Consider the following 23,063-nt stretch of genomic DNA (forward strand, 5'->3'; position numbering starts at 1 on the left):
TCGTCTCCGTTCAGGGTCGTTCGCCGCGCATCACCGCGGCATGGGCACGCCGGTGCCCGCGCTCGGTGAGCCGGACGTAGTGGCTGCGGGCCTGGCCCTCGATATAGGGCAGTCCTTTGCCCTTGACCGTGCGGGCCAGCAGCACGGTCGGTCTGCCCGGGGTGTGCGGGATACGCGACAGGGCCGTCCGTAACTGGTCCGGCTCGTGCCCGTCGACCTCTAGTACCGTCCACCCGAAACTGCGCCAACGGTCCCCGAGTGGCTCAAGGCCCAGGGTCTCTTCCGTGTCACCGCTGATCTGCAGCCCGTTGCGGTCCACGATCGCCACCAGCCGGTCCAGTGACTGGGCGCCGGCCGCCATCGCGGCCTCCCAGACCGAGCCCTCCTGCAGTTCGCCGTCGCCGAGCACGACAAAGCAACGCCGCTCACTCCCGTCCAACCGTGCGGCGAGCGCGAAGCCGACACCGAGCGGCAGTCCGTGCCCGAGTGACCCGGTCGGCATCTCGACCCCGGGGACGGCCGGATTCGGGTGTGCGGTGAACATGCTGTCCGGAGCGCCGTAGCTCGCCAGCAGTTCCGCGGGGAAGAAGCCCCGCTCCGCCAGGACCGCGTACAGTCCGATCGCGCCGTGTCCCTTGCTCAGCAGCAGGATGTCCCGGTCCGGCGCCTGCGGCCTCCGCGGGTCGATCCTCAGCACGTGACGGTAGAGCGTCACCAGGATCTCGACCATGGACATCGATCCGCCGAGGTGGCCGCCCTCCGGGTTGGCGCACATCCGCACAATGAGTTCCCGTGCCGTGCGCGCGTGATCGTCACTCATCGGTTCTTCCCGGTGAAATGCTCATCCAGTTCGGCCAGGGCACGGGTCAGCACCCCGATGCCGAACAGGTACTCGGACAGTTTGATGTGTTCCCGGTCGGAATGATCCAGACTGCTGTCCCCCGGCCCATAGGTGGCCATCGGCATCGTCCACTTCTCGGCCAGTGTGTTCATGTCTGAGGTACCGGTCTTCACCTTCGCCCTCGGGCTGCCGCCCTGCGCGCGGATCGCGACCGACAGCGCCCGCACCACCGGGTCGTTGCGGCCGACACGGCAGGCGCGCACCGTGTTGACGACCTGGAGGGTGCCCAGGTCCAGCCGCTCGGACAACGCGGCCACCAGGCCCTCGCTGTCGAAACCCGGGGGAATCCGGATACTGAACTCCGCGGTGGCGGACGTCAGTCCACCGTTGATCGACGTCAAGGTCGGGCCGGGACTGTCGAATCGGGCGTGGCTCGCCTCCGGGCCGAGCAGGTCCAGCAGCTCCGTCCACGCCCGGGCCGCCAGTTCGGACGCCTTGGGCACGGTGTTGCTGGGGTGGGTCGCCTCGCACCGCACGTGGTAGCGGAGGTCGATCTTTCCCTTGTATCCCAGGACGACCGTGTCGCAGCCACTGGGCTCACCGATGATCAGCGCGTCCGGCGGCTCGTGCGTACGGCGGATCTCCACCGCGCCCCGGGACATCGTGGTCTCCTCCTCCACCGCGCCCACGACCACGACCCGGCCGCGGAACCCGGTACTGCCGGCGGCCGCGCAGATCATCGTGGCGAGCGGCCCCTTGGCGTCGACCGAACCCCTGCCGTACAGGCGATCGCCGTCCACGCGCACCGGGATGTCCCCCGGCACGGTGTCCATGTGCCCGAGCAGCATCACCGTCGGCCCCGGGCCATGCCGGATCTCCCCGACCGCGTTGCCCGCCTCGTCGATCCACGCGGCGAGACCGGCTCCACGCATGGCATCCACCACGTGAGCGGCCAGCTCCGACTCCGCGAAGGACGGTGAGGGAATCTTCAGCATGCCGTGGAGCAGTTCGATCGCGGCCGTGTCCGAAAAAGTCGTCACTCTTCCTCCAGTAGCACTTCGGTGCACGAGCCCGCCAGGGCCTCCTGGACCGGATACGGTCGACGGCCGTCCGCGATCAGGACGCGGTGCACACCGGACAGCAGTGCCTCCCGGGCCGCGATCAGCTTGATCCCCATGCCGCCGGTGACCACCGGAGGTGTCCCCCGGCGGGGAACCCGGCAGACGGGGAGCACCGACCGTTCGTCGTGCCGGTCGGCCAGCACCCCGTTCGTCCCGGTGAGCAGCACAAGGGTGCTCGCCCGGACGGCGCCCGCGATGGCCGCGGCGGCGCGGTCCGCGTCCGTGTTGACCACACGGCCGTCCTCAGCCACGGCGGGCGGCGACACCACGGGCAGCAGCCCCGCCGTGAGCACCGTGGACAGCAAGTCGCCGTTGACTGCGACGATCCGTCCACTGTGGTCGTCCCTGACCACGACCCGGCGTCCGCCGACGAGTGCGCGGTGCGCCGACTTGCGGGCGGCCACGAGAAGTCCGGCGTCCAGGCCGGTCAGCCCGACCGCGCTCACTCCGCATGCGCGCAGGGCGGCCAGCAGACGGGGCTTGACGGAGCCGGCCAGCGCCAGCTGCACCACTTCGAGAGTTCGCTCGTCGGTGTACCGGGTCGACACCCCGTCCGGGGCGACGAGCCGGCGGGAAGGCACACCGAGGCGTTCGGCGAGCCTGTCGATGTCCGCCGAACCGCCGTGGGCGAGGATCACCGGTCTGCCGCCGCGGTGCACGGCGGCGACGTCCGCGCAGATCGCCTCCGACCGCACAGCGGCGTTCCCGCCGCATTTGACCACAAGTATGTCCCGCATTCGCTTTATCAGCCTCACGTCAGTTCGGATGCAGTCCGGTAAATTCCAGCCCTGTCCGCTCCGGCCAGCCGAAGCGGACGTTCAGGCATTGCACCGCGCCGCCCGCGCCGCCCTTGACCAGGTTGTCCAGTGCGCCGATCAGGACCGCGGTGCCGTCACCCTCGGACACCGCGAACCCGACGTCGCAGAAGTTGGATCCGGTCAGGATCTTCGGCTCCGGGAGCCGGTACAGGCCCTGCCGCTGGGCGATGACCCGGACGAACGGCTCGTTCCTGTACGCCGCGCGGAACGCGGACCGGACGTCTCTCTCCGACACGCCGGACGCCAGTTTCGTGTGGCACAGCACCTGCACGCCGCGGACCGCCTCGACGCCGGTGGCGGTCATCCGTACGGTACGGTCCGTGGCCTGCGCGATCTCGGCCTCGTGCCGATGCCCGGAGGGAGCGAACACGCGGAGGGCACCGCTGCGTTCGGCATGGGCGCCGGCGGGTCCGCTGGAAACGCCCGATCCGCTGGAACCGGTTCTGGCGTCCACCCGGACCGTGCCCTCGATCAAACCCGCCCGGGCCAACGGCCGGACCGCGAGAATGCCGGCGGTGGCCATGCAGCCGGGAACCGAGATCCGGTCGCTCGTGGCCAGTTGGGCGCGATGCCATTCAGGCAGCCCGGTGGTGAAATCGGGGATCAGATGCGGTGCGGTGTGCGTGACCCCGTAGTAGGAGGCGTAGATTTCGGGATCTCGTAGGCGGAAATCGCCGGACAGGTCGATGACGGTCCCGGCCAGTTTCAGGAATTCGTCCATCCTTCCCATGGTTTTCCGATGCGGAGCGGCCAGGAAGAGCACATCGAAATCGATACTCTCCAATGTGTCGTGGCCGACGAAGCACAGGTCCGTGTGGCCGCGCAGGTTGGGATGCGGGCCGTCGACCCGGCGCCCGGCCAGGCGGTCGGAGGTGGCGGCCACGACGGTGACCCGTGGATGACCGTGCAGCAGGCGAAGCAGCTCGCCACCGATGTAGCCGGATGCCCCGACGATCGCTACTCGGAGCATGAGCGTGACTTCTCCAGGAGATGGTCGACGATCCGGTCGGCGACGGAAACCGCGTCACCGAGAGCCTGCTGCAGACCGGAGAACTCGACACCGTGGTTGACCTCCAGGACAAGGACCTCTCCCGTCTCGTCCTCGATCAGATCGACACCGGCGATCTCGGCCTCCACGGCCTGCGCGGCCATGACCGCGAGTTTCGCGATGTCCGGTGTCAGGGGGCACAGTTCACTCACCGCACCCCGCGCCACATTGGTCCGCCAGTGCTCACTGCGCCGGTAGGTCGCGGCCAGCGCTTCGCCGCCCACCACGATCACCCGGATGTCCCGCCCCGGTTTGGCTATCCATTCCTGCAGGTAGACGATCCGCGCCTGCGGTGCGGGCAACGCGGCGACATACTCCAGCACGGTCTCCGCGGTCTGCCGGTCCGGCAACGCGGCGACCAGCCGGCCCCACGAACCCTGCAGCGGCTTCACCACAGCCGGATAGCCGATGCTCTCCAGAGCCGTCAGCGCGGCTTCCGGGGTCAGCCCGAGGGCCGTTCGCGGTGTCGGCAGTCCGGCTTCGACGAGTGCCGCGGACGTGCGCCACTTGTCCCCGCACAGCTCGGTCGCCCGCGCGGAGTTGACCACCGTCGCACCCGCCGCCTCCAGCGCATGGGCGGCGTACGTCGCCCTGGCGAGCCCGATCTCCCTGTTCAGCACGATCGGCTGAGGGCCGCGGTCACCGAGTTGCTGCCACCACTCACGGGTGTCGAGGTGCCGATGGGCAATCCCTCTGTGACGGAGGGCTTCGAGGATCCTTTTCTCGCTGGCCCGCACACGGGACGCGAGGACCGCGAACGGCACGGCGCCGCTCACTCGCCCCAGTCCTCTTCGATCTCCGGCGCGAGCGCGGCCCGTATCGGATCCAGCGTGAGGATCTCCAATTCGCTGGCGCATTCACCGCATTCCACTATCTCGCCAATCACCGGAGTTCCGGCGGGAACCACCGAGTTCTCGCATTCCGGGCAGGTGACCATTTCCCATCCCTTTCATCGACCGCCACAAGACACGGGTAAACGTATGGGCCGCGGTGGGCCCCGGTAGGCAGTATCAGCGGCAGTCTCAGCCGGCCCGGGCCACCCTCGCCGGAGCTCGGTCCCGCGCGTACAGGAGCCGCACGAGTTGCAGCGCCGTGAACCGCTCCGGCAGGTGGGCGCCCACCGGCCGCACCAGGCCGTGGACCAGCAGCGCGTGCAGGGCGGCAGCCGGATCCGGCACCAGGTGATCGAGGTCCCCGACCGTCCAGTGCGGACGGTCCGCCACCTCAGCCAGCACATGGCGACAGCACTCGGCCACGATGTCGACGCTGCGCGCCAGGGAATGCAGCAGGTCCTGGCAGCCGCAGCCCGCCGGGGAGGAGAGGAGAGAGGAGTCCCGACCGGCTCGGGCCAGCAGGAGCTCAGGCGGATACACCAGGCACCAGCCCGCCGCGTACTCAAGTGCCCTGGGTACACCGTCGAGCCAGCGACACAACCGCACCACCGCGTGCGCGTTGTCCTCCCGAAGCCGGAATCCCGGCCGTGACCGGCGCATGTGGGACAGGAACAACGCCACGGACTCGACCTCGCTCAACCGGGCGTAGTCATAGTCCCGCGCCTCCTCCGGCACGGCCATCGCGGTGAGCGGCAGTACGCGCTCACCCGGCAGGTATCGCGGCGTCAGACCGGTCACCACGACGCGCAGCCCCGGACAACGCCGAAGCAACTCGCCAACGTCCACCCTGCCGGGACCCGAAGCGTCGCCGCCATCGATCACCAACAGTTCATGCCTTTCACCGATCGCCCCGACGAGGTCGTCAGTCAGGTCAGCGGCACCCGGAGGCGGCCCGCCGGAACCGGAGCCGGCCGCAGGAATCGCACCGCAGCAGAGGGGGTCCCCGGCCGACGCGTGCCACCCGACCCGCCAGCCCTTGGCACGCAGCACTTGGGCCGCCTCAAGCACCAGATGCGTTTTCCCGATGCCGCTGATGCCGACCACGCTCACCAGGCGGTGACCGTACACAGTCACCTGATCGAGCAAAACCTGCAGCTCCGCTTCGCGGCCCACCAGCGTGCCGGGCGGAGCGGGCGGCTCGGGGGGAGCGGACGGCGCGGGCAGTTCGAGCGGTGCGACCCGCAGGTCCGCCGGGCTTCCACCGGCGGCGTGCAGTTGCAGGCGCTCGGGATCGCCCAGCCGCAAGGCGTCGGCAAGCAGCCCCACACTCTCCCGCCGGGGCCGTCGGACCCGTCCGCTCTCCAGGTCCCGGATCGCCCGGACGCTCAACGTCGCGAAGTCCGCCAGTTGTTGCTGGGTCAGCCCGGACCGGCCCCGATGTCTCTTCAGCAACTCGGCGAAGGAAACTGTTTCGCGGGGCCCCTCCGACGGTGTCGGCACCGGCCGCTGCCGCGGGCCGCCCACCGCGCATTCACGTAACGAAAGTCCGGTTGCCGCGTTTTTTCCGACGGTATGCGGACTGACGCTCATGTGCCGGTCGATCTCCCCGCAGGTGTCCCCGCGCGCCATGTGTCCGAGTGCTTCTCTTTCCCGGTCACCGATTTTCCGGACAGCTTTCCGTAGTTTATCGCTCACGGAGTCGGGCGCCCTTTCTCTGTCTGATTCCTGCGTTCCGGGACCTGTTGGACCACAGGCTCCGGAACTGACCACGGGTCGACTTCCCCGTGCGTACCCGCAGGTCATCCCGCGACAAGACCCCAACCGCTGTCGTTGCCGGGCGCGACGGAGGACGTCGCCAGGATGTCGGCGCTGCCGGTCTCGGCGGCAGCGGTACCGGCGACGGTGCCGATCATCAGCGCGCAGAGAACAGTCACCACGAACACGCGGGCAGACTTCATGATTTCTCCCAGAATTCAGAGTGGGGAATGTTTGAAAGGTCCCGTCCGGTGTTGTCCGGCCGTTTCCCTTCTGCTCTTCCAGGATGGTGGGCGCCCGTCCCGGAATCCACAGACCGAACCATTCACCAAGTTCTCCGGCACCAAAGCGGGGGGTGGACGAAAAGCCCACGGGGCTGCAATCGACGGCAATACGGACGGATGCGGCTGTCCGAAGTCCTACCGCGACGGGGGCTTGACCCCTGATCCTGGACACACGAGACACTGGATTCCGAGGATCTGAGAACGGACATCTCGTGGTCACGAAGAACCATCCGTCGCAGTTCAAGGCGGACGCGGCCGCGCTGTACCAGTCGCTGCCCGAGGCGACGACCCCTCAGGTCGCCGCCGATCTGGGGATCAACCCCGAGACCCTGCGCAACTGGGTCCGGGCAGCTGGTGCGAGCCGGCCCCGGGAACGCCGGACGGAAGCACCCGGCGAGCCGCCCACGCCGCTGGAAGCGGAGAACGCAGCCCTGCGCAGAAAGGTCCGCGAGCTGGAGGAAGAACGCGAGATCCTCCGGAAGGCGGCGAAGTATTCCCGGGGGAGACGCGCTGGTGAACCGCTTCCAATTCGTCGCCGACCACCACCGCTACGGCGTGAAGCGGCCGTGCACCATGCTCGGCATCGCCCGCTCCAGCTTCTCCTACTGGCGTGCCACGGCCGCGGACCGGGCCGTCCGGCAGACGGCCGACGCCCGGCTCGCCGAACGAATACGGGCCGTGCACCGCGAGTCCGACGGCACCTACGGCGTCCCGAGGTTCACCGCCGAGCTCCGCGAGACGGGCGAGCGCGTCAACCACAAGCGCCTGAACCACAAGCGCGTCGCCCGCGTGATGCGGAACTCGGACTCGCCGGCCTTCGCCTGCGCAAGAAGCACCGCACCACGATCCCGGACCCGGCCGCCCCGGACCATCAAGATCCAAGTGTCTCTGGTGTCCAAAACCCAGGGTCAGGGCCCTGGCGTGGAATGGATAAGGTTCTGGGCCGGGCAGGCGTCGGGCATGGTGCGGCGTCATGAACCGACCGATGCGCAGTGGCGGGTGATCGAGCCCTTGCTGCCGGCCGGCGGATCCCGGCCGGGCTGCAGATCGGGGCCGATGCCGGCGATCCCGACGGCGCTCCGGCCCGCGAGCTGAAGCGGGAGTGGGCGGTCGACATCGACTCCACCTCCTGCCGGGCTCACCAGCACCCGGCCGGGGCCCGGCACCTGCCGGGTGCCCCGGGACTTCCCGAAAAGGGGGGCGGGGCCCCTGTGGAGGCCGATGGGCGGGAGGCGCTGGGACGCTCACGGGGCGGACTGACCACCAAGGTCCATCTGCCGGCCGACGACCGGGCCCGCCCGCTGACCTGGCTCACCTCGCCGGGCCGGCGGGGCGACAGCCCCATGCTCCTGCCGGTGCTGGAGACGCTGCGCGTTCCTCGCCGCGGGCCCGGCCGCCCACGCCGACGCCCGGATCCCCTGCGCGGAGACAAGGCGCACTCCAGCCGCAGCAACCGCGCCCACCCGCGCCGACGGCGTATCAAGGCGACCATCGCCGAGCCGGACGACCAGCGGGCCAACCGCCGGCACCGCGGCCGGGCCGGCGGCCGTCCACCCGCCTTCGACAAGGCCCAGTACCGACGGCCCAGCGTGGTCGAGCGCTGCGTCAGCAAAGGGAAACAGTTCCGGTCGGTGGCCAGCCACTACGACAAACGCGGCTACATCTTCAACGGCACCCTCACCGTCACCACGATCGTCATCTGGCTCCGAGACACGTCCAAGAGCCATCAAGAACGACCTACCGGGGACTCGTGCGAGCCCCGGGCCCCGGGTCGGCCCCGGAAAAGGGCCGGACCGGGGCCGCGCGTGGTCCGCGGCGGCGGCAACGGTGCCTCCTCCCCTGCACGGGGCAGGAGGAAGGAGTGCTTTCGCAGGGCGAATTCAGGACCGAAGTGACCCGACCAGCGTGCCGGAGCAACCGATTCCCCGGCTTACGGCTCTCTAGAGGCAGAGAAGCTGACAGCCCACCGGAGACTCGATCACCGCCATGAGCAGAACCAGTCAACCCATCCTGCCCTCCTCGGACCGGCCTTGCAGGGCAGCGCTCAACTCGCCGTCCTGCAAGGCCTGGTCGACCCGGCGTCCGCCAGCCACAAGATTCCCAGCAATGAACCTGCTCCCGCGGTCGCCTGTCCCGTACGAAGCGATCCGCAGCACGTGCGGGCAACCGGTCGGCGGCCCGTACGTGGCAGCCGGGAGTCGTTGAGTGCGATGAGGGTGCGGCACGTGTCCATGTGGGTATCAGGAGCGGAGAACTGATGGTGGATCAGCAGATCGATGACAACGTTTTCACCGTGGGAGACACACTCAGCGCCGAGGAAGTGGCCGTCTACCGCCGGCTGGCTCTGCACGGTCGGTTGGACCCGGCCCTGTTGGCCGAGGAGACGGGGGTCGACGAGACCGCGGTGAGCGGTGCGGTGGACCACCTCGTCCGGATCGGCCTGGTGCACAGAGGCGGGGAGGGCGACGACCGCCTCTGGGCTGTCGACCCGGACCTCGTCGCGGCCGTGGCCACCGCATCGGTGGAGCGGACCATCGCGGAACAGCAGACGCAACTGCGCCTCTTCCGCGACCAGTTCGCCCAGTTGGCCGCCGACTACAACGAGGGGAGGCACGGTGTCTCCACGGACCTGGAGACCATTCCCGGGCTCACCAATGTGCGGGCCGCGCTGAACCGGGCGGCCGAGCAGTGCCGCGAGGACATGGTCACCGTGCAGCCCGGCGGCACCCGCCCGCCCGAGGTGCTCCAGGACGCACTGCTCCGGGACAGCCAGATGCTCGCTCGGGGGGTGCGGATGCGGACGGTGTACCACCACACCGCCCGGTTCAACAGCCCCAGCCAGGCGTACGTGGCCACGGTGAGCGCGCTGGGCGGCGAGTACCGGACCGCCCACCAGCTCGTCGGCCGGATGATCATCTTCGACCGGGAACTCGCGTTCATGACCAACCGCAACGACCGGCTGGGCGCGGTGGTGATCCGGGAGCCGTCGGTCGTGCACTTCCTGTACGAGCTGTTCGAGCAGGTGTGGTCGCAGGCCCAGCCGTTCTCCGACGCGGCCACCGACGGCCTGGAGGCGGTCGCCAAGGATCTGGACCGCACCATCCTGCGACTGCTGGCGACAGGACTGAAGGACGAGACGATCGCGCGGCGGCTCGGCATGTCCTTACGCACCACCCGCAAACACATAGGCGACATGATGCAGGCTCTCGGTGCCGAGAGCCGTTTCCAGGCCGGCGTCGCGGTGGCCGCGAGGGGGCTGCTGAACGACGACGGAGAGCCGGACGCGGCACCCACGACAGCCCTGACCTGATCCGGGCGGCCGCCCGGGGGCGCACGCCGTCAGCCCGGGCCCTCCAGGTGGAGTTCGAGCAGTGTGGTCGGGGCGTGGATCTCCGACAGCCGGTAGGTGTGGTCCTGGGGCATGAAGAGAGTGCTGCCGGAACGCAGCCGCATGCCCAGCGGGTGCAAGGGGCCAGGTGCCGGGTCCTCACCGACACGCGACAGAACGCAGCGGCAGGCTCCTTCCAGGACCGTGACCGTGGACTCGGCACCGTTCGGCGCACTCTCCACGACGGGGGAGTCCGCCGACAGGAAGCGGAAGCAGGGGCGCACCCGCAGTTGCAGCCTGCGGCCCAGCTCGGCCGCCAGTTCCTCCGTGCCCGGTCCGCCCGGCACGGAGAGATCGGCGCCCGGTTCCGGACGGGCCGGGCGGGGCAGCTCCAGCAGGGCCGGCAAGGTCGTCGGATCCTCGGGCCACAGCAGGGCGGGCCCTCGGCCGCCGTTGGCCGCCACGCACAGAACCAGCTCTTCGACGAAGGACCGCATCGGCTGGCTCAGAACTCGCCGTCCAGGCACAGCTCTCCGATCTCACCGCAAGTCCGGGCGATGCGGGATGAATAAGGCGTGTAGGGCGCCACGACGCCCGGACACACTGAGGGAAAAGGGGAGGAACTACCTGAGCACCGCTGCGGCGCAGTGAGGATTCTGCCGCAGGGACGCCGGTCCCGACAGTCACGTGTTCGCGCGCCATCCGGCGCCCGCGGCAACGACTCGGCACTCGATCCTGAGTTCGGTCGGACCTGGATCCGGTCAGACCTGAGTCCGGTCGGGAGGCTTCGGCGTCGTCAGTAGCCCCTCGACCGACAGAGCCAGCAGCAACAGATGCGTTCGGTTCCGGGCTCCGGTTTTCGCGCGTATCCGGCGTATGTAGGTGTCGACGGTATGCGGACTGACATCCATGCGCCGGGCGATCTCCCCGTAGGTGGCTCCGCGCACGATATGCCCGAGCACTTCTCTTTCCCGGTCACTGACTTTACGGACAACTTCCCGCATTCCATCGATGAAGGAGTCGAGCGTTCTCTCTCCGCATGATTCCTGCATTCCGGGATCTGATGGACCACAGGTTCCGGAACTCACCACGGGCCGGCTTCTTCCCACGTACCCACAGGTCATGCCGGGATAAGACCCCAACCGCTGTCGTTGCCGGGCGCGGCGGAGGACGTTGCCACGATGTCGGCGCTGCCGGTCTCGGCGACAGCGGTACCGGCGACGGTGCCGATCATCAGCGCGCAGAGAACAGTGACCACGAACACGCGGGCAGACTTCATGACTTCTCCCAGAATTCAGAGTGATGAATGTGTGAAAAGTCCCGTCCGGCGTTGTCCGGCCGTTCCCCTTCCGCTGTTCCAGGATGGTGGGCGCCCGTCCCGGAATCCACAGACGGAACCATTCACCAAGTTCCCCGGCACCAAAGCGGGGGGTGAACGAAACGCCCCCGCGGTATCAAATAACGGCAATACGGATGGTCATGGCTGCCCGGAGCCCTGCCGCTGCGGATACCGGCGGCGTGTGGGCCGAAGGCGTCCCTCAACTCATCCGATGCGCCGAGAGACGCCTTCAGCCGTCGGCAGGTGCCGATCACGACAGCCCGGACGCGGCAACGCCTCAGCCCCGGCTCACCGAAAGCTCCTGGAACATCTCCCGGAGTTTCGCCCGGTCGATCTTCCCGTTCCGCGTCGACGGGAGAGCCTCCAGTTCAATCGGGAGCTCCTCCATTTCAATGAAGTGCCGGGGGACCATGAACCGGGGCAGACGGGAGGCAGACGGGAGGCACACGCACGGAACAGGTCGTCCCGATCGACCTCCGCGCCGGTCGCACGGGTGTAGTACCCCGCCGGCTGTGTGGACGCGGCAACCTCGTCACCACCGGGCCCGGCCGGCGGCCGGCGGCGCGGAGTGGCCGCCGGGACGGCGCCCGTCCGCGGCCCGGATCCAGTTCCGCAGCGTCTCGGCGTTCACCCCGAGATCACCGGCGACGGACTTGATCGTCGCTTCCGGCCTCGACCGGTACAACATGACCGCATCCGCCTTGAACCCGGCGGGGTAGTGCTTCATCCCCACGGAGACTCCGTTCTCCTGGACCATCAAGATCCAGGTCTCTCCGGTGTCCAGACTCCGGGGTCAAGGCCCGTCCCGGGCCGGCCCTACTCCTTCGTCGCCGTGCTGGAGCCGGGCGCCACGTCCTGGACCGCGATTCTGGACGCGGTCCGGCTCGGCCCGGAGGACGACGCGACCGTCATCACGGCCGACCAACTGCGAGGTGTCGTCGAGCGGCTCATCACCGCCGGCCAGTGGCAGACCGGGGACCCGGCATCGTGATCGTCAGTGACGCCGGCTACGACGTCACCCGCCTGGCCTGGGTCCTGCGCGACCTGCCGGTCGAGCCGGTCGGCCGGGTCCGCTCCCACCGTGTCATGCGTCTGCCGAAGACACCGCGGATGCACGGCGCCGACGGCCGACCGCCCAGCACGGCCCGGAATTCCGCTTCCCCGAACCGGAGACCTGGCCCGAGCCTGCCATCACCACGATCACGGACACCACCAACTACGGCAAGGCCGAAACTCAGGCATGGGAACGGGTCCACCCCCGGCTCACCCACCGCTCCTCATGGCTGGACCACGAAGGCGAACTGCCCTTGGTTGACGAAGACGTAGTCGGAGTCGAGGTCGCCGTACTCGGTGTGCAGGTAGTCGGCCTACAGCCGGATCAGCTCAGCGCTGACCGGGATCGTCCTTGTCCTCGCCGACTTGGTGCGGGCGCCGTTGTCGTTGAGCCGCGGCACCACCGACAACTCGCGCTCAGCGACGGCCCCTTCCTCGTGCCGCAAGCCGAGGGCCTCCCCGATCCGCATGCCCGATTCGACCAGGACGGCGAACAGCAGCCGGTCCCGAAGCCGCTCGCAAGCATCCAGGATGGCCTGGGCCTCGGCTGCGGCAAGGGTGCGGGGGAGTTCCTGTCAGTCTTCACCGAGATAGCCCGCCGTTGCTGTGGTCGGCCCTTGCTCACATGGTGCAGGAACGGCTTCCACGCGGTGCTGCGGCCCCCGGCCGACTGCCAGTCGTCAGCAAACTCGCCCACATCGACGCCATAGCGTGCGGCGTGCTGGTAAAAGGCGCTGACCGCCGACAGTTTTCGGTTCACCGTCGCCTCGCCGCAGTGATGTTCGACCGACGGCAGCACCGCGACCGCCCCAGCCCGGGCTGTTGGCGGTAGCCGCAGCCAGGCGACGAACTCGCCGACGTCCTCCAGTCGCACCTCCCGCCAGTCCAGGCCCCGGACGCCGAGGAAGGGGAACCAGTCCTTCAGATCATGCGCATACGCCTTGACCGTGTTCGGTGACCGCTCGATATCGGTGAGATAGGCCAGGTAGCGCGCGATCGGTTCGACCGGGGCGGCGTCCTCGCCGAGCACCGCCCATGACTCAAGCGGCGAGGGCGGCATCACCACGCGCCGTACGAGCATCGGACCTCCGGGGAATCTGCGTGATGGACAGCGGCAGATAGCCACGTCCATCAGGCGGTTCCCGGGGCTTCACCCGGGCTTGCTCAACGTCAAGGACGCCCCTTGGGGCGGCTCAAGACAACGTTCGTTTGCCGACAGGTGGTCCGCGGTCACGAGCCGGTCCCCCACTGCCAGGGCTGTGACGGTCGTATGTGAGTGCTCAGGTGCCGTTGGCGCCGAAGCCTGCGACGGCGAGCCGGAAGGCGCGGTCCGCCTGCATCGCCGGGTCGGTGTACTTCTCGGTGGCCAGGGCGATTCCGACGATCAGTATGAGCAGATCGTCGATGGTGATGTCCGCCCGGACAGTCTGGTCGTCAATGGCCTTGCGTAGCAGCAAGGCGCCGGCCCCACCGATGGCCTGCGCACAGGAGTCCTGGGTGGCCTCGTCCTGGAGGGGCTGGTAGGAGAGGACGTCCGCCAGACCGCGTGCGGCGAGTGAGTAGGCGAGCAGCTCGCGCAGCCATTCCACCAGCGCGGAGCGGCTGTCGTGCTCGCCACAGAGCGTATGAGCGCGATCGCACAGGTCATGGACGCGCTGTTTGAAGACGGCTTCGAGCAGGGCTTTGCGGGTGGGGAAGTGGCGCCTCACGGTAGCTGATCCGACGCCTGCGATGCGGGCGATCTGCTCAAGGGATGCCTGGGCTCCTTGGGTCGCCACCTCGGCCTCGGCCACGGCGAGGATGTGCGTGTAGTTGCGGCGGGCGTCCGAGCGCTGGCCGGTCATGATCTCCCCAACATTGATTAGTGGCGGGCCCCGCCGTATTGTAGCGAACACAAAACGGCGTGCCCCGCCGTTTGTGATGTACGTGACCGCTGAGGAGATGTACACATGGCCACTGCCCCAACACCGGTTCTCGTCGCCGGTGCCACTGGCCGCCAAGGCGGTGCCACCGCCCGCGCCCTGCTCGCGCAGGGAACACCGGTGCGCGCCCTGGTGCGCGACCCGAGCACGCCGCGTGCACGGGCAGTCGAAGAACTCGGCGCCAGCCTGTTCGTGGGCGATCTCACCGAGCCCGCAACCCTTGAGGCGGCCATGGACGGCGTGCGGGCCGTCTTCTCCGTGCAGATGCCCGCATATACCGAGCAGGGGTTCGACTTCGCCGGCGAGGTCAGCCAGGCGGACAACCTCATGACGACTGCGCGGGCCGCCGGTGTAGAGCAGTTCGTCCAGTCCTCCACCAGCGGCGTGGGACAGCACGTCGAGGCTCCGGGCTGGGCCGAAGGACGGTGGGCGGTGATGGAAGCCCCGCTCGGCACGAAGGCTGCGATCCAGGACCGGCTGCGCGAACTCGACTTCCCCTACTGGACGTTGCTCAAGCCGTCGTTCTTCATGGAGAACTTCGAGCCGTCCATGCGGTTCTACTTCCCCCGCGGCGTCGAAGGGGGTCTGGTCACCGTCGTCAAACCGAGCACGCACCTGGCACTCGTAGCAGCCAAGGACGTGGGCCGAGCCGCGGCGGCTGCCATGTCCGCCCCCGCCGAGTTCCACCGAGTGGAACTGGAGCTCACCAGCGATTACCTGACCATGACCGAAATCGCCGAGATCCTCTCCCGCGCCGTGGGCGTCCCGCTGACGGCCCCGGACATGACCGAGGAACAGGCCCGCGCCGCCGGAATGGGAGACATGGGCGCCACGCACGAGTTCATGGAGGTTGTCGGCCAGCCGGCCCGGCCACAGTTCGCCCGTGCGCTGGGCATCGGCCTGACCAGCTTCGAAGAGTGGGCGCACGAACATCTGCGGCCCGCCGCCTGAGCAGGGAGGTATGACGCCAGCGTGTCGCCGTGCGCCTGCTCGACGGCTTCGGGGCGAGCCTCGCGCTTGGCGTGCTCGGCCATGCCGACCCGGCCCCGACCTCTCAGGGGGTGTGACCGCAGCCGGCCGCAGCCGGCTGCTGTTCGCGCAGCGGAGTGAAGTCCACGTCCAACTTCGGATCGTACGCCTCCGGCTGGATGCCCAACTCGTGCGTGCTGTACTCGCCGAACCGTTTGATGTGCTCGGTCAGGTACGGCGAGATGTGGGCCAGGCCCAGTGTCTGTTTCATCTCGCGGTAGTCGTTCTCGATGCGCCGGCGGAGCTTCGCGGTGCGCACAAGGACGGGCAGCGGGGTGGTCCCGGGCAGGTTGGAGAGCCAGAACTGCACGGGCTCGTCCTGGTCGGCGGGCCACTCCGCCAGCAGCCAGCGCATCGGAAGCTCGCTGCCGGCCGTGGCCTTGCGGATCTCACGTCCGGCGGGCCGGATCCGCAGGGCCACGAAGCGCGAGTACATGCGCTTGTGCCCGCCGACCCGGACCGAGCGGCGGATCATCAAGGTCAGGGTTCTGCGCCGCTGGGGACCGGCCCGCATCGCGTACCTGCTCGGGCTGAACCCGGCGACCTCGTGCACGTCGACATCAAGAAACTCGGCAACATCCCCGACGACCTCCTCAAGCAGCCCACCCGGGCCCTGCACGCCAACGGCACCATTGATGTCGACCTCGGCGTGAAAATCCGCGTCGCCCGCATCCAGCCCGTCACCCTCCCCGCGGCGACAGCCCACAGCCTTTCGCGGGGGCCGGACCGGACGTGCCCCGGTGACGGACTACGCGGACATCTGCCAGAGAGGATCAGCTGTGACAGCACTGGCATTCCAAGTGCCAACACAGAAGTTCAGGCCGTTCGGACACGCCGGCCGAGAAGACTGCTCTACTTCGGCGGGGAAATATGGTGACGGATTGTTTTTTGATCGGTTCGTAATTGTGGGGCATGAACTTTCGAGTAAACATTTCTGCAGCGCGCAGAAACGTTCCTCGCCACGTAAAAACAAAACGAAGACAGAGGGGTGGCTCGTTGGAATTTCCTATAGTCCTGAATTAGTACTAGAAAAAAGGTCCGACTCGCCACCATTCCTCCGGGTTTAAGAGCTACTGCTGTGCGTAATGTGCTGCCGACACACGAGGGCTTCCGGGAAAACGTGAACGGCTCGGAAGCCGCCGCCTCGCACAGAAAACCGGTTTCTGATGAAGCTCAGAACTCCTGATATCGCAGTACGGCGCATTGTCTCTTCCTGGCTCACCGCCGCTCTCACCGCGACGGTCGCCGCAGCCATGGTGGCCGTGACACCGGCCCCGGCATTCGCCATCGCCACGCCCGTACCGCTCGGGACGGCGGACAGTTTCGCCGTGCTGGCAGGGGAGTCGGTCACCAACACCGGACCCACCGTGATCACCGGGGACGTCGGCGTCAGCCCGGGAACGGCCATCAGCGGATTCCCGCCGGGGCTCGTGAACGGGGTCCAGCACTCGGCCGACGCCGTGGCGCTCCAGGCGAAGTCGGACCTGGTGGCGGCGTTCAACAACGCGGCGGGCCAGGCCACGGACGCCGCGCTCCCGCCGGACGCCGGGGGTCTGACGCTGGTGCCCGGCGTCTACACGGCATCCTCGACGCTGGGCCTGACCGGCACGCTCACTCTCGACGCGCAGGGTGACCCCAACGCCGTATGGGTCTTCCAGGTCGGATCGGGTCTGACGACGGCGTCCGGCAGCCGTGTCAACCTCATCAACGGTGCGCAGCCGTGCAAGGTGTTCTGGGAAATCGGCAGTTCGGCGACGCTCGGTACGAATTCGACCTTCATCGGCAACATCCTGGCGCTGACGTCAATCAGCGTGACCACCGGCGCGACCATCGAGGGCCGCGCGCTGGCCCGTAACGGCTCGGTCACTCTGGACAATAACCGCATCACCCGGTCCACCTGCTCCGGCGGCACCACGTCCGGCACCACCACGGGTACGACCACCGGCACCACGACGGGCACGACGACCGGGACCACCACCGGCACCACGGGCGGCGTGCTGGGCGGGGTGCTCGGCGGCGTCCTGACCGGCGGCACGACCGGCGGGACCGGCGGGGTGCTGGGCGGGGTGCTCGGCGGCGTCCTGACCGGCGGCACCACAGGAGGCACTCCGGGCGGCTCGACCACCACCGGGACCACCACGGGGAACACCGTCGGCAACACCTCCGGGAACATCGCCGGCAACACCACAGGCGGCGGCAAGGGCGGCGTTATCGGCGGCGGCAAGGGCGGCGGCACCGGCGGCCACTCCGGCGGCGGCAAGGGCGGCGGCACCGGCGGCCACTCCGGCGGTCACGACAGCGGCGGCTACGGCGACGGGAGCCCCGGCGACCACGGCGAGGAGCACGGCGGCTACGGCGACAAGCCGGAGGGCTACGGCCACCACGAGGGCTGACCGGCGGCGCGGCTCACGCGCTGCCGGATGACCGGTGTGCGGCGGGGCATGTCCTCCTGCCCCGCCGCACGCTTCCACGAGACGGACGACGAGAAGAACAGGGCGGGGCTGGGGCACGTGCTGGGTGGAGCCGCAACGGAACATGTACGCAGGCACGTAGGCGAGTACGTACGCAGACAGGTACGCAGAAGAGTCCTCAACACCGCCGTGGCGCTCTGCCTGACCATGGCCCTGGCCCACGTCGGTCTGGTGTTCTTGCACGTGGCACCGTCGAATACGGTGTCGCAGCGCTTCAGCTCACAGGTGGACGCCTGGGTCTATCCCCTCTTCGAGCAGAACTGGCGGCTGTTCGCCCCTGACCCGGACTCCGTCAACCGGCAGATCTCCGCGCGGACGGCGCACACGGCCCCGGACGGCTCTATCCAGGTCAGCGGCTGGATCGACCTGACCGCCGTGGACGCCTCCGCCATCGAGCACAACGCCTTCCCGAGCCACACCTCGCAGAACATGCTGCGCCGGTCCTGGACGTCGTACGTCGAACTCCACGGCGGCGACGACGTACCGCGCTCGGACCGGGCCGTGATGATGCAGCGCTACCTGCGCAACATCGCCGCCGACCGCATGGCCGAACGGGACGGCAAGCGGCGGTTCGAGAACATCCAGCTCCGGGTGGTCACCCTGCCCGTAGCCGCTCCGGGCAGCACGGACCGTGACCGCCGTGCCGCCGCCGCGAAGAACGCCGAGACACGGCTTCTGCCCTGGTGGAAGGTGGCCTCCGATGCCTGAACCGGCCAACAGCCCGACCCGCCTACCTGAGGCGGCCAGCAGCCCGATCCGTCCGCTGAACGCGGTCGGCGGCCCGACCCGCCCGCTGGTACGGGTGACGGGCGCGGCGCGCCACGCGTGGGCGCTGCTGACCGAACGCCCTCTCTCCCTCTACGCGGTGTCCGTCCTGCGCATCGGGTACGGCCTGCTCTACCTCGTCTTCCTGCTGCGCGAGTTCCCGCACCGCGACGAGATCTGGGGCCCCGGCTCCCCGTGGACTCCGGACCTGGCCCGGCAGCTCTTCGACCAGACCGGCTGGGTCAGCGTGCTGACCCTCTCCGACAGCCGCCTCCACTTCGAGCTCTGTTACACGGCCGCGCTCGTCGTCAGCGTCCTGTTCCTGCTGGGCTGGCGGACCCGCGCGGTCTCCGTGCTCTTCGCCGTCGTCGTGGCCTCGTTCCACGCGCGGTCGATCTTCATGACGGACGGCGGCGACAACCTCGTCCTCCTGATGGCGCTCTACCTCGTCCTCACCGCGTCCGGCCGCCGCTGGTCCCTGGACTCGAGGAGAGTCGGCCGCCCGCGCGGCTGCGGGCGGCTGCCCGCACTCCCGCCCCAACTCCAAGACGCGCGACGCACCTTGGTCACGGCCGTGCACAACTGCGGGCTCCTCGTGATCGCCGTCCAGGTCTGCTTCCTCTACGGCGCCGCCGGCCTCTACAAGGTGCAGGGCGGCACCTGGGGCGCCGGAACCGCGCTGCACTACGTCCTGAACCTCGACCTCTTCCAGCCGTGGCCCGCGCTGTCGCACTGGGCGGACGACCAGGCGCTGGCCATCGCGGTCGTCGGCTACCTGACCGTGCTCCTCCAGGTCGCCTTCCCGTTCGTGCTGTTCGGCAGGCTCAAGTACCCGGTGCTGACGATGCTGCTCGGGATGCACATCGGGATCGCGGTCCTCATGGGGCTGCCGCTGTTCTCCGGCGCGATGATCATCGCCGACGCGGTGTTCCTGCCCGACCGCTTCTGGGTCGCGGCCGGAAAACTGGTCCGGAGGGCGCTCGGACGTACGGAAGAGCCACAGCCGGTGGCAGCAGAGACACCGGAGGCTCCTGAGGCCGCTGGGACGCCGGAGACCTCAGAGGAGCGGCGAGGCGTGGTGCCGAAGCAGGGCAGCTCCGTGTCCCCCGTACCCGATCGTCCCTAGTGTCCTGCGCCGGAAATGGGAGCTCTAAGTTGGCAGGCTGTTTTTATGTCGCCTCGGGGTCCTCGTCCTGTCGATGTTGGGCTGTCCGCCGAGGAACGTGCGGAGTTGACGCGCTGGGCGCGACGGGCGAAGACCGCGCAGTATCTGGCGTTGCGCGCGAAGATCGTGCTGCGGTGTGTGGAGGGCGGCACGAACAAGGAGACCGCCGCCGAACTCGGTGTCGCTCACGCGACGGTCAACCGATGGCGGTCGAGGTTCATCCGCTTGCGGCTGGACGGGCTGACCGATGAGCCGCGTCCCGGCCGGCCGCCCTCAATCCTTCTCGACCAGGTCGAAGACGTGCTCACCGCGACGTTGGAATCCACCGCGGGCAAGGACACCCACTGGTCGCGGGCCTCCATGGCCAAGAGTTCCGGCCTGTCGAGATCGACGATCGGGCGGATCTGGACGAGGTTCGACCTCAAGCCGCACCTCCAGGACGCGTTCAAGCTGTCGACGGATCCGTTGTTCGTGGAGAAGGCCGTCGACGTCGTCGGCCTGTACCACCACCCGCCCGAGAAGGCGGTCGTGCTGTGCGTGGACGAGAAGTCCCAGATACAGGCGCTGGACCGCTCCCAGCCCGTGCTGCCAATGATGCCGGGCATGCCCGGGCGTCGTACCCACGACTACTGCAGGCATGGCATCACCAGCCTGTTCGCGGCCTTCAACATCGCTGATGGCACCGTCATATCGGAACTCCACCGACGCCACCGGGCCATCGAGTTCAAGAAGTTCCTGATCCGAATCGACAAGGCCGTGCCCACCGGCCTGGACGTGCACTTGGTGTGTGACAACTACGCCACCCACCACACCGCCGAGATCAGGACCTGGCTCGGTAAGCACCCCCGCTTCCACATCCACTTCACTCCCAGCCGACCTCGCGGCCTTCGGAGCACAAAGCCCCGCACTCGCCACCCGCTACCGGACCAACTAACCCTCCATCTCAGCGAGGATCACAGGGTCCCGGTCGCCCAATCGGGACCCTGTTGTCGGCGTACGGAGTTGGATCCCCAGTCGCGTACCTTTCTTCGCCCCCACCTGTCAGGCCACGTCCGTCTCGCGCTCGATTACCTGGAGGCGGTTCTTGAGCCGGTAGCGGGGGCCGCTGATCGGGACGACGCGGTGGACCTGTCCGATGCCGCTGTGAGCATCTGCCTTCCGCAAGGCAGAGTCTTCACAGATGAGGCTTGGTCTGCCGCGTGAGTGATGCTGCTCAGCGCCTCCTCTCGTACCTGGTCAGGACCACACCGCCGGGAAACGTCCGCGTCTCCACCAGGTTCAGGTTCACCCAGCTGTCCAGCGCGGTGAAGAACGGCGTGCCGCTGCCCACCAGGACCGGATGAGCGGCGATCAAGTACTCGTCGATCAGCCCGGCGCGCATGGCCGCCCCGGCGAGCGTTGCGCCGCCGATGTCCATGGGGCCGCCGTCCTCGGCCTTGAGCCGGGTGATCTCTGCGATCGCGTCGCCGGTGACCAGGCGGGTGTTCCAGTCGACCTTGTCGATCGTCGAGGAGAACACCACCTTCGGCGTGTCCCGCCAGTTCCGCGCGAACTCGATCTCCGCCGGGGTGGCGTTGGGCTGCTGGTCGCCGGTCGGCCAGTAGGAGCTCATCGTCTCCCACAGCTTGCGCCCATACAGCGACAGGCCACTCGCCTGCTCGTGGTCGAGCCACCACTGGAACAGCTCGTCGCTCGGCGGCCCGCTCCAGCCGATGTCGTCGCCGGCCGCGGCGATGTAGCCGTCCAGCGTCAGGTTCATGCCGTAGATCAGTTTCCGCATGGCCCAGCCTTCCGTCCGTGAGTGTCCGGCGTATAGACCAGCGTGATCGGTGCGCGATCGGGGCTCGCCGGTAGCCCTCATGCTCGGGGCTCAGCGTGGTGTACTCGGCCGACTCGGACAAGCCATCTGATCTCGCCCTCGCCCTCGCGAGAAAATGTTGCGGATTGAGACTGATCATGGGTGGCAAGGCCGTGAGACAGCCAAGAACCGCCAGGTCACGCAAGATCGACATGTCACGAGCGGCGAGATCCAACACCGGGAAGCGGGCCGGAAGCACCGGAAGGGAGAGCCGGCCCGGAGAAGGCCTGCCGCCCGGCGCGGTCGGGCCGCTGCCCGTACTCCGATCCTCTCGCCGCAACCAGTCCACCGCATCCGGACCTTCCAGGTGCATCGCCTCGGATGGTCTGGAACGCGGGACGGTGCCGCAGTCCGATACCCCACACTCCGAGCCGCTGACGGGTGGCTGTACTCACCACTACCCGTCACCGCGGTCATCCTCTTCAGCCACGGCACCCGCTCACCGCGCTGGCCATCGCGTACGCGGTGAGGACCGGGGCAGCGGTGAGTACGCGGGTGTGTGCTGCCGCTGCCCGGCATGGCCGTCCGGCTCGAAGTGGCCTGGCGCGGAGAGAGCTGGGGTGGACGAATCAGGCCGCTGGAGCGGGCCGGTCGTCCACCCCCAGGAGTCCGCGGGGTGGACGAATCAGGCCGCTGGAGCGGGCCGGTCGTCCACCCCCAGGAGTCCGCGCTGGTCAGCCCTCGGACAGCCCTGGACAAGAAGGACTGTGTCAGACGCGGAGGCGATAGGGGGCTTGCCCCTCGATCCCTTCATTCCCCCCTCCTCTCCGATGCGGGGCCGGGGCACGAGGCGCAGCCGCTGTTCGGTGCAGCGGGGTGCGCAGGGCGGCCGGGGGCTTGGTGGTGCGGGCGCTGCTGGAGGAGTGCGGTGTTTCTCAGGGTGCGTAGGGTCACGTAGCGCAGGAGGCGCAGTCGGCGGGCGGGCACGTCAGCTCTCCCGGTCGGGTGTGTCGGACAGTTCCAGGGTGACGGGGACCGTGCTGGTCTTGGGCCGCGCTGACGCGGGTGGTGTGCCGGGTGGGGTGCAGAGGCCCATGTCGGTGAGGTCGTCGAGGTCGTGGAGCGCACACAGGAGCGCGGCCGCGGCCGGGAGGGTCAGAGGGGTGGTGGAGCCGTGGCCGAGCAGGGCGCCGGTGTCGGGCTGGGTGCGGACCGCCTGGCGGGCGTGGGCGAGGACCTGGCTGGGGTCGGTGTCGGTGACGGTGAGATCGTCGACCTGGATGTGCTGAACGTGGACGCGCAGGTCAAGCGGGCGGGCCGGTGCCGGCCTCGGGGCGGCAATGGCGGGCAGCAGGCTCGGGTGGGTCATGAGGTGGGCTCCAGGGAACGGAGGCCGGGACGACGGTGAGCGGTCCGGCGGGGTGGGGATGGCGGGGGCGAGGACGGCCCAGGCGCGTGAGCGGTAGGAGGGTAGGGCGCGGCTGTGGCCGTGG

Annotated in this window: 23 protein-coding genes and 7 pseudogenes; 12 read left to right on the forward strand and 18 right to left on the reverse strand. The window is 68.8% G+C overall.

Annotation, left to right across the window (positions count from 1 at the left end; all coding sequences use genetic code 11):
* Positions 1 to 10: 10 nt before the first annotated feature.
* From A6A29_RS15930 to A6A29_RS45825, 8 genes are all read right to left on the reverse strand, one after another.
* Positions 11 to 820: a transketolase gene (locus A6A29_RS15930; RefSeq protein ID WP_073720747.1), complete on the reverse strand. Its 810-nt coding sequence runs from the start codon at positions 818 to 820 to the stop codon at positions 11 to 13.
* Positions 817 to 1,881 (reverse strand): M20/M25/M40 family metallo-hydrolase, encoded by a 1,065-nt coding sequence (locus tag A6A29_RS15935; RefSeq protein ID WP_073720748.1) that lies wholly within the window; start codon positions 1,879 to 1,881, stop codon positions 817 to 819. The genes A6A29_RS15930 and A6A29_RS15935 overlap by 4 nt, the downstream gene beginning before the upstream one ends.
* Positions 1,878 to 2,699 (reverse strand): [LysW]-aminoadipate kinase, encoded by an 822-nt coding sequence (locus tag A6A29_RS15940; protein WP_073720749.1) that lies wholly within the window; start codon positions 2,697 to 2,699, stop codon positions 1,878 to 1,880. The genes A6A29_RS15935 and A6A29_RS15940 overlap by 4 nt, the downstream gene beginning before the upstream one ends.
* Positions 2,700 to 2,718: 19 nt before the next feature.
* A complete protein-coding gene (argC, locus tag A6A29_RS15945; RefSeq protein ID WP_073720750.1) occupies positions 2,719 to 3,750 on the reverse strand; it encodes an N-acetyl-gamma-glutamyl-phosphate reductase in 1,032 nt (343 codons plus the stop codon).
* Positions 3,738 to 4,604, reverse strand: a complete 867-nt coding sequence (locus A6A29_RS15950; RefSeq protein WP_073720751.1) for a RimK family alpha-L-glutamate ligase — start codon at positions 4,602 to 4,604, stop codon at positions 3,738 to 3,740. Before A6A29_RS15950 ends, argC begins: the two co-directional genes overlap by 13 nt.
* Complete coding sequence (locus tag A6A29_RS15955; protein ID WP_073720752.1) at positions 4,601 to 4,765, reverse strand: lysine biosynthesis protein LysW; 165 nt, start codon at positions 4,763 to 4,765, stop codon at positions 4,601 to 4,603. Before A6A29_RS15955 ends, A6A29_RS15950 begins: the two co-directional genes overlap by 4 nt.
* A gap of 85 nt (positions 4,766 to 4,850) precedes the next feature.
* Complete coding sequence (locus tag A6A29_RS15960) at positions 4,851 to 6,290, reverse strand: helix-turn-helix domain-containing protein (protein WP_241838506.1); 1,440 nt, start codon at positions 6,288 to 6,290, stop codon at positions 4,851 to 4,853.
* 170 nt (positions 6,291 to 6,460) lie between these two features.
* A complete protein-coding gene (locus tag A6A29_RS45825) occupies positions 6,461 to 6,619 on the reverse strand; it encodes a hypothetical protein (protein ID WP_198953087.1) in 159 nt (52 codons plus the stop codon).
* Positions 6,620 to 6,912: 293 nt separating this feature from the next.
* Here A6A29_RS45825 and A6A29_RS48055 point away from each other — a divergent pair.
* From A6A29_RS48055 to A6A29_RS15980, 4 genes and pseudogenes are all read left to right on the forward strand, one after another.
* A pseudogene (locus A6A29_RS48055) lies at positions 6,913 to 7,134 on the forward strand (transposase); the annotation flags it as partial.
* Positions 7,135 to 7,273: 139 nt separating this feature from the next.
* Positions 7,274 to 7,489, forward strand: a pseudogene (locus A6A29_RS48060) (IS3 family transposase); the annotation flags it as partial.
* 171 nt (positions 7,490 to 7,660) lie between these two features.
* A pseudogene (locus A6A29_RS43995) lies at positions 7,661 to 8,421 on the forward strand (IS5 family transposase); the annotation flags it as partial.
* A gap of 536 nt (positions 8,422 to 8,957) precedes the next feature.
* Positions 8,958 to 10,010 carry a helix-turn-helix transcriptional regulator gene (locus tag A6A29_RS15980; RefSeq protein ID WP_073720754.1) on the forward strand — a complete coding sequence of 351 codons (1,053 nt, stop codon included), beginning with the start codon at positions 8,958 to 8,960 and terminating at the stop codon, positions 10,008 to 10,010.
* Positions 10,011 to 10,039: 29 nt separating this feature from the next.
* Here A6A29_RS15980 and A6A29_RS15985 read toward each other — a convergent pair whose 3' ends face one another.
* The 4 genes from A6A29_RS15985 to A6A29_RS15995 form a co-directional block, all read right to left on the reverse strand.
* The gene (locus A6A29_RS15985; protein ID WP_241838507.1) at positions 10,040 to 10,525 is read right to left on the reverse strand and encodes a hypothetical protein; all 486 of its coding nucleotides are present in this window, start codon (positions 10,523 to 10,525) and stop codon (positions 10,040 to 10,042) included.
* A gap of 264 nt (positions 10,526 to 10,789) precedes the next feature.
* Positions 10,790 to 11,116 carry a response regulator transcription factor gene (locus tag A6A29_RS15990; RefSeq protein WP_241838508.1) on the reverse strand — a complete coding sequence of 109 codons (327 nt, stop codon included), beginning with the start codon at positions 11,114 to 11,116 and terminating at the stop codon, positions 10,790 to 10,792.
* A 32-nt stretch (positions 11,117 to 11,148) separates the two neighbouring features.
* Positions 11,149 to 11,307: a hypothetical protein gene (locus tag A6A29_RS45830; protein ID WP_198953088.1), complete on the reverse strand. Its 159-nt coding sequence runs from the start codon at positions 11,305 to 11,307 to the stop codon at positions 11,149 to 11,151.
* Positions 11,308 to 11,899: 592 nt separating this feature from the next.
* Positions 11,900 to 12,094, reverse strand: coding sequence for an IS3 family transposase (locus A6A29_RS15995; RefSeq protein WP_073720813.1), 195 nt, complete (start codon positions 12,092 to 12,094; stop codon positions 11,900 to 11,902).
* Between A6A29_RS15995 and A6A29_RS47830 the strand changes: the two are divergent.
* Positions 12,086 to 12,693, forward strand: a pseudogene (locus A6A29_RS47830) (transposase). The gene A6A29_RS15995 and the pseudogene A6A29_RS47830 sit on opposite strands and share 9 nt — an antisense overlap.
* 41 nt (positions 12,694 to 12,734) lie before the next feature.
* Here A6A29_RS47830 and A6A29_RS46570 read toward each other — a convergent pair.
* The 3 genes and pseudogenes from A6A29_RS46570 to A6A29_RS16010 form a co-directional block, all read right to left on the reverse strand.
* A complete protein-coding gene (locus A6A29_RS46570) occupies positions 12,735 to 12,953 on the reverse strand; it encodes a tyrosine-type recombinase/integrase (protein WP_338012876.1) in 219 nt (72 codons plus the stop codon).
* Positions 12,954 to 13,189: 236 nt separating this feature from the next.
* Positions 13,190 to 13,552, reverse strand: a pseudogene (locus tag A6A29_RS46575) (site-specific integrase); the annotation flags it as partial.
* Positions 13,553 to 13,700: 148 nt separating this feature from the next.
* Positions 13,701 to 14,264, reverse strand: a complete 564-nt coding sequence (locus tag A6A29_RS16010) for a TetR/AcrR family transcriptional regulator (RefSeq protein WP_073720756.1) — start codon at positions 14,262 to 14,264, stop codon at positions 13,701 to 13,703.
* Between the two features lie 105 nt (positions 14,265 to 14,369).
* Between A6A29_RS16010 and A6A29_RS16015 the strand changes: the two genes are divergently transcribed.
* Positions 14,370 to 15,293, forward strand: a complete 924-nt coding sequence (locus tag A6A29_RS16015) for an NmrA family NAD(P)-binding protein (RefSeq protein WP_073720757.1) — start codon at positions 14,370 to 14,372, stop codon at positions 15,291 to 15,293.
* 262 nt (positions 15,294 to 15,555) lie between these two features.
* Here A6A29_RS16015 and A6A29_RS44005 read toward each other — a convergent pair.
* Positions 15,556 to 15,819, reverse strand: a pseudogene (locus A6A29_RS44005) (IS701 family transposase); the annotation flags it as partial.
* Here A6A29_RS44005 and A6A29_RS44010 point away from each other — a divergent pair.
* The 6 genes and pseudogenes from A6A29_RS44010 to A6A29_RS16045 form a co-directional block, all read left to right on the forward strand.
* Positions 15,818 to 15,916: pseudogene (locus tag A6A29_RS44010) on the forward strand (IS481 family transposase); the annotation flags it as partial. The pseudogenes A6A29_RS44005 and A6A29_RS44010 overlap by 2 nt on opposite strands.
* Positions 15,917 to 15,918: 2 nt before the next feature.
* A complete protein-coding gene (locus A6A29_RS48065) occupies positions 15,919 to 16,248 on the forward strand; it encodes a hypothetical protein (RefSeq protein ID WP_443333356.1) in 330 nt (109 codons plus the stop codon).
* Between the two features lie 289 nt (positions 16,249 to 16,537).
* Complete coding sequence (locus tag A6A29_RS16030; protein ID WP_073720758.1) at positions 16,538 to 17,764, forward strand: ice-binding family protein; 1,227 nt, start codon at positions 16,538 to 16,540, stop codon at positions 17,762 to 17,764.
* A gap of 27 nt (positions 17,765 to 17,791) precedes the next feature.
* A complete protein-coding gene (locus A6A29_RS16035) occupies positions 17,792 to 18,550 on the forward strand; it encodes a DUF5819 family protein (RefSeq protein WP_073720759.1) in 759 nt (252 codons plus the stop codon).
* Positions 18,543 to 19,733: an HTTM domain-containing protein gene (locus A6A29_RS16040; RefSeq protein WP_107468230.1), complete on the forward strand. Its 1,191-nt coding sequence runs from the start codon at positions 18,543 to 18,545 to the stop codon at positions 19,731 to 19,733. The genes A6A29_RS16035 and A6A29_RS16040 overlap by 8 nt, the downstream gene beginning before the upstream one ends.
* A 45-nt stretch (positions 19,734 to 19,778) precedes the next feature.
* Entirely contained in the window at positions 19,779 to 20,975 is a 1,197-nt protein-coding gene (locus A6A29_RS16045) for an IS630 family transposase (RefSeq protein WP_338012874.1), read from the forward strand.
* 10 nt (positions 20,976 to 20,985) lie between these two features.
* Here A6A29_RS16045 and A6A29_RS16050 read toward each other — a convergent pair whose 3' ends face one another.
* Together A6A29_RS16050 and A6A29_RS16055 are read right to left on the reverse strand one after the other, a co-directional pair.
* The gene (locus A6A29_RS16050; protein ID WP_073720760.1) at positions 20,986 to 21,552 is read right to left on the reverse strand and encodes a dihydrofolate reductase family protein; all 567 of its coding nucleotides are present in this window, start codon (positions 21,550 to 21,552) and stop codon (positions 20,986 to 20,988) included.
* 1,006 nt (positions 21,553 to 22,558) lie between these two features.
* Positions 22,559 to 22,939: a hypothetical protein gene (locus tag A6A29_RS16055; protein WP_073720761.1), complete on the reverse strand. Its 381-nt coding sequence runs from the start codon at positions 22,937 to 22,939 to the stop codon at positions 22,559 to 22,561.
* Positions 22,940 to 23,063: the final 124 nt, after the last annotated feature.

Origin of the sequence: Streptomyces sp. TSRI0281, assembly GCF_001905125.1 — a bacterium.
Lineage (GTDB): Bacteria > Actinomycetota > Actinomycetes > Streptomycetales > Streptomycetaceae > Streptomyces.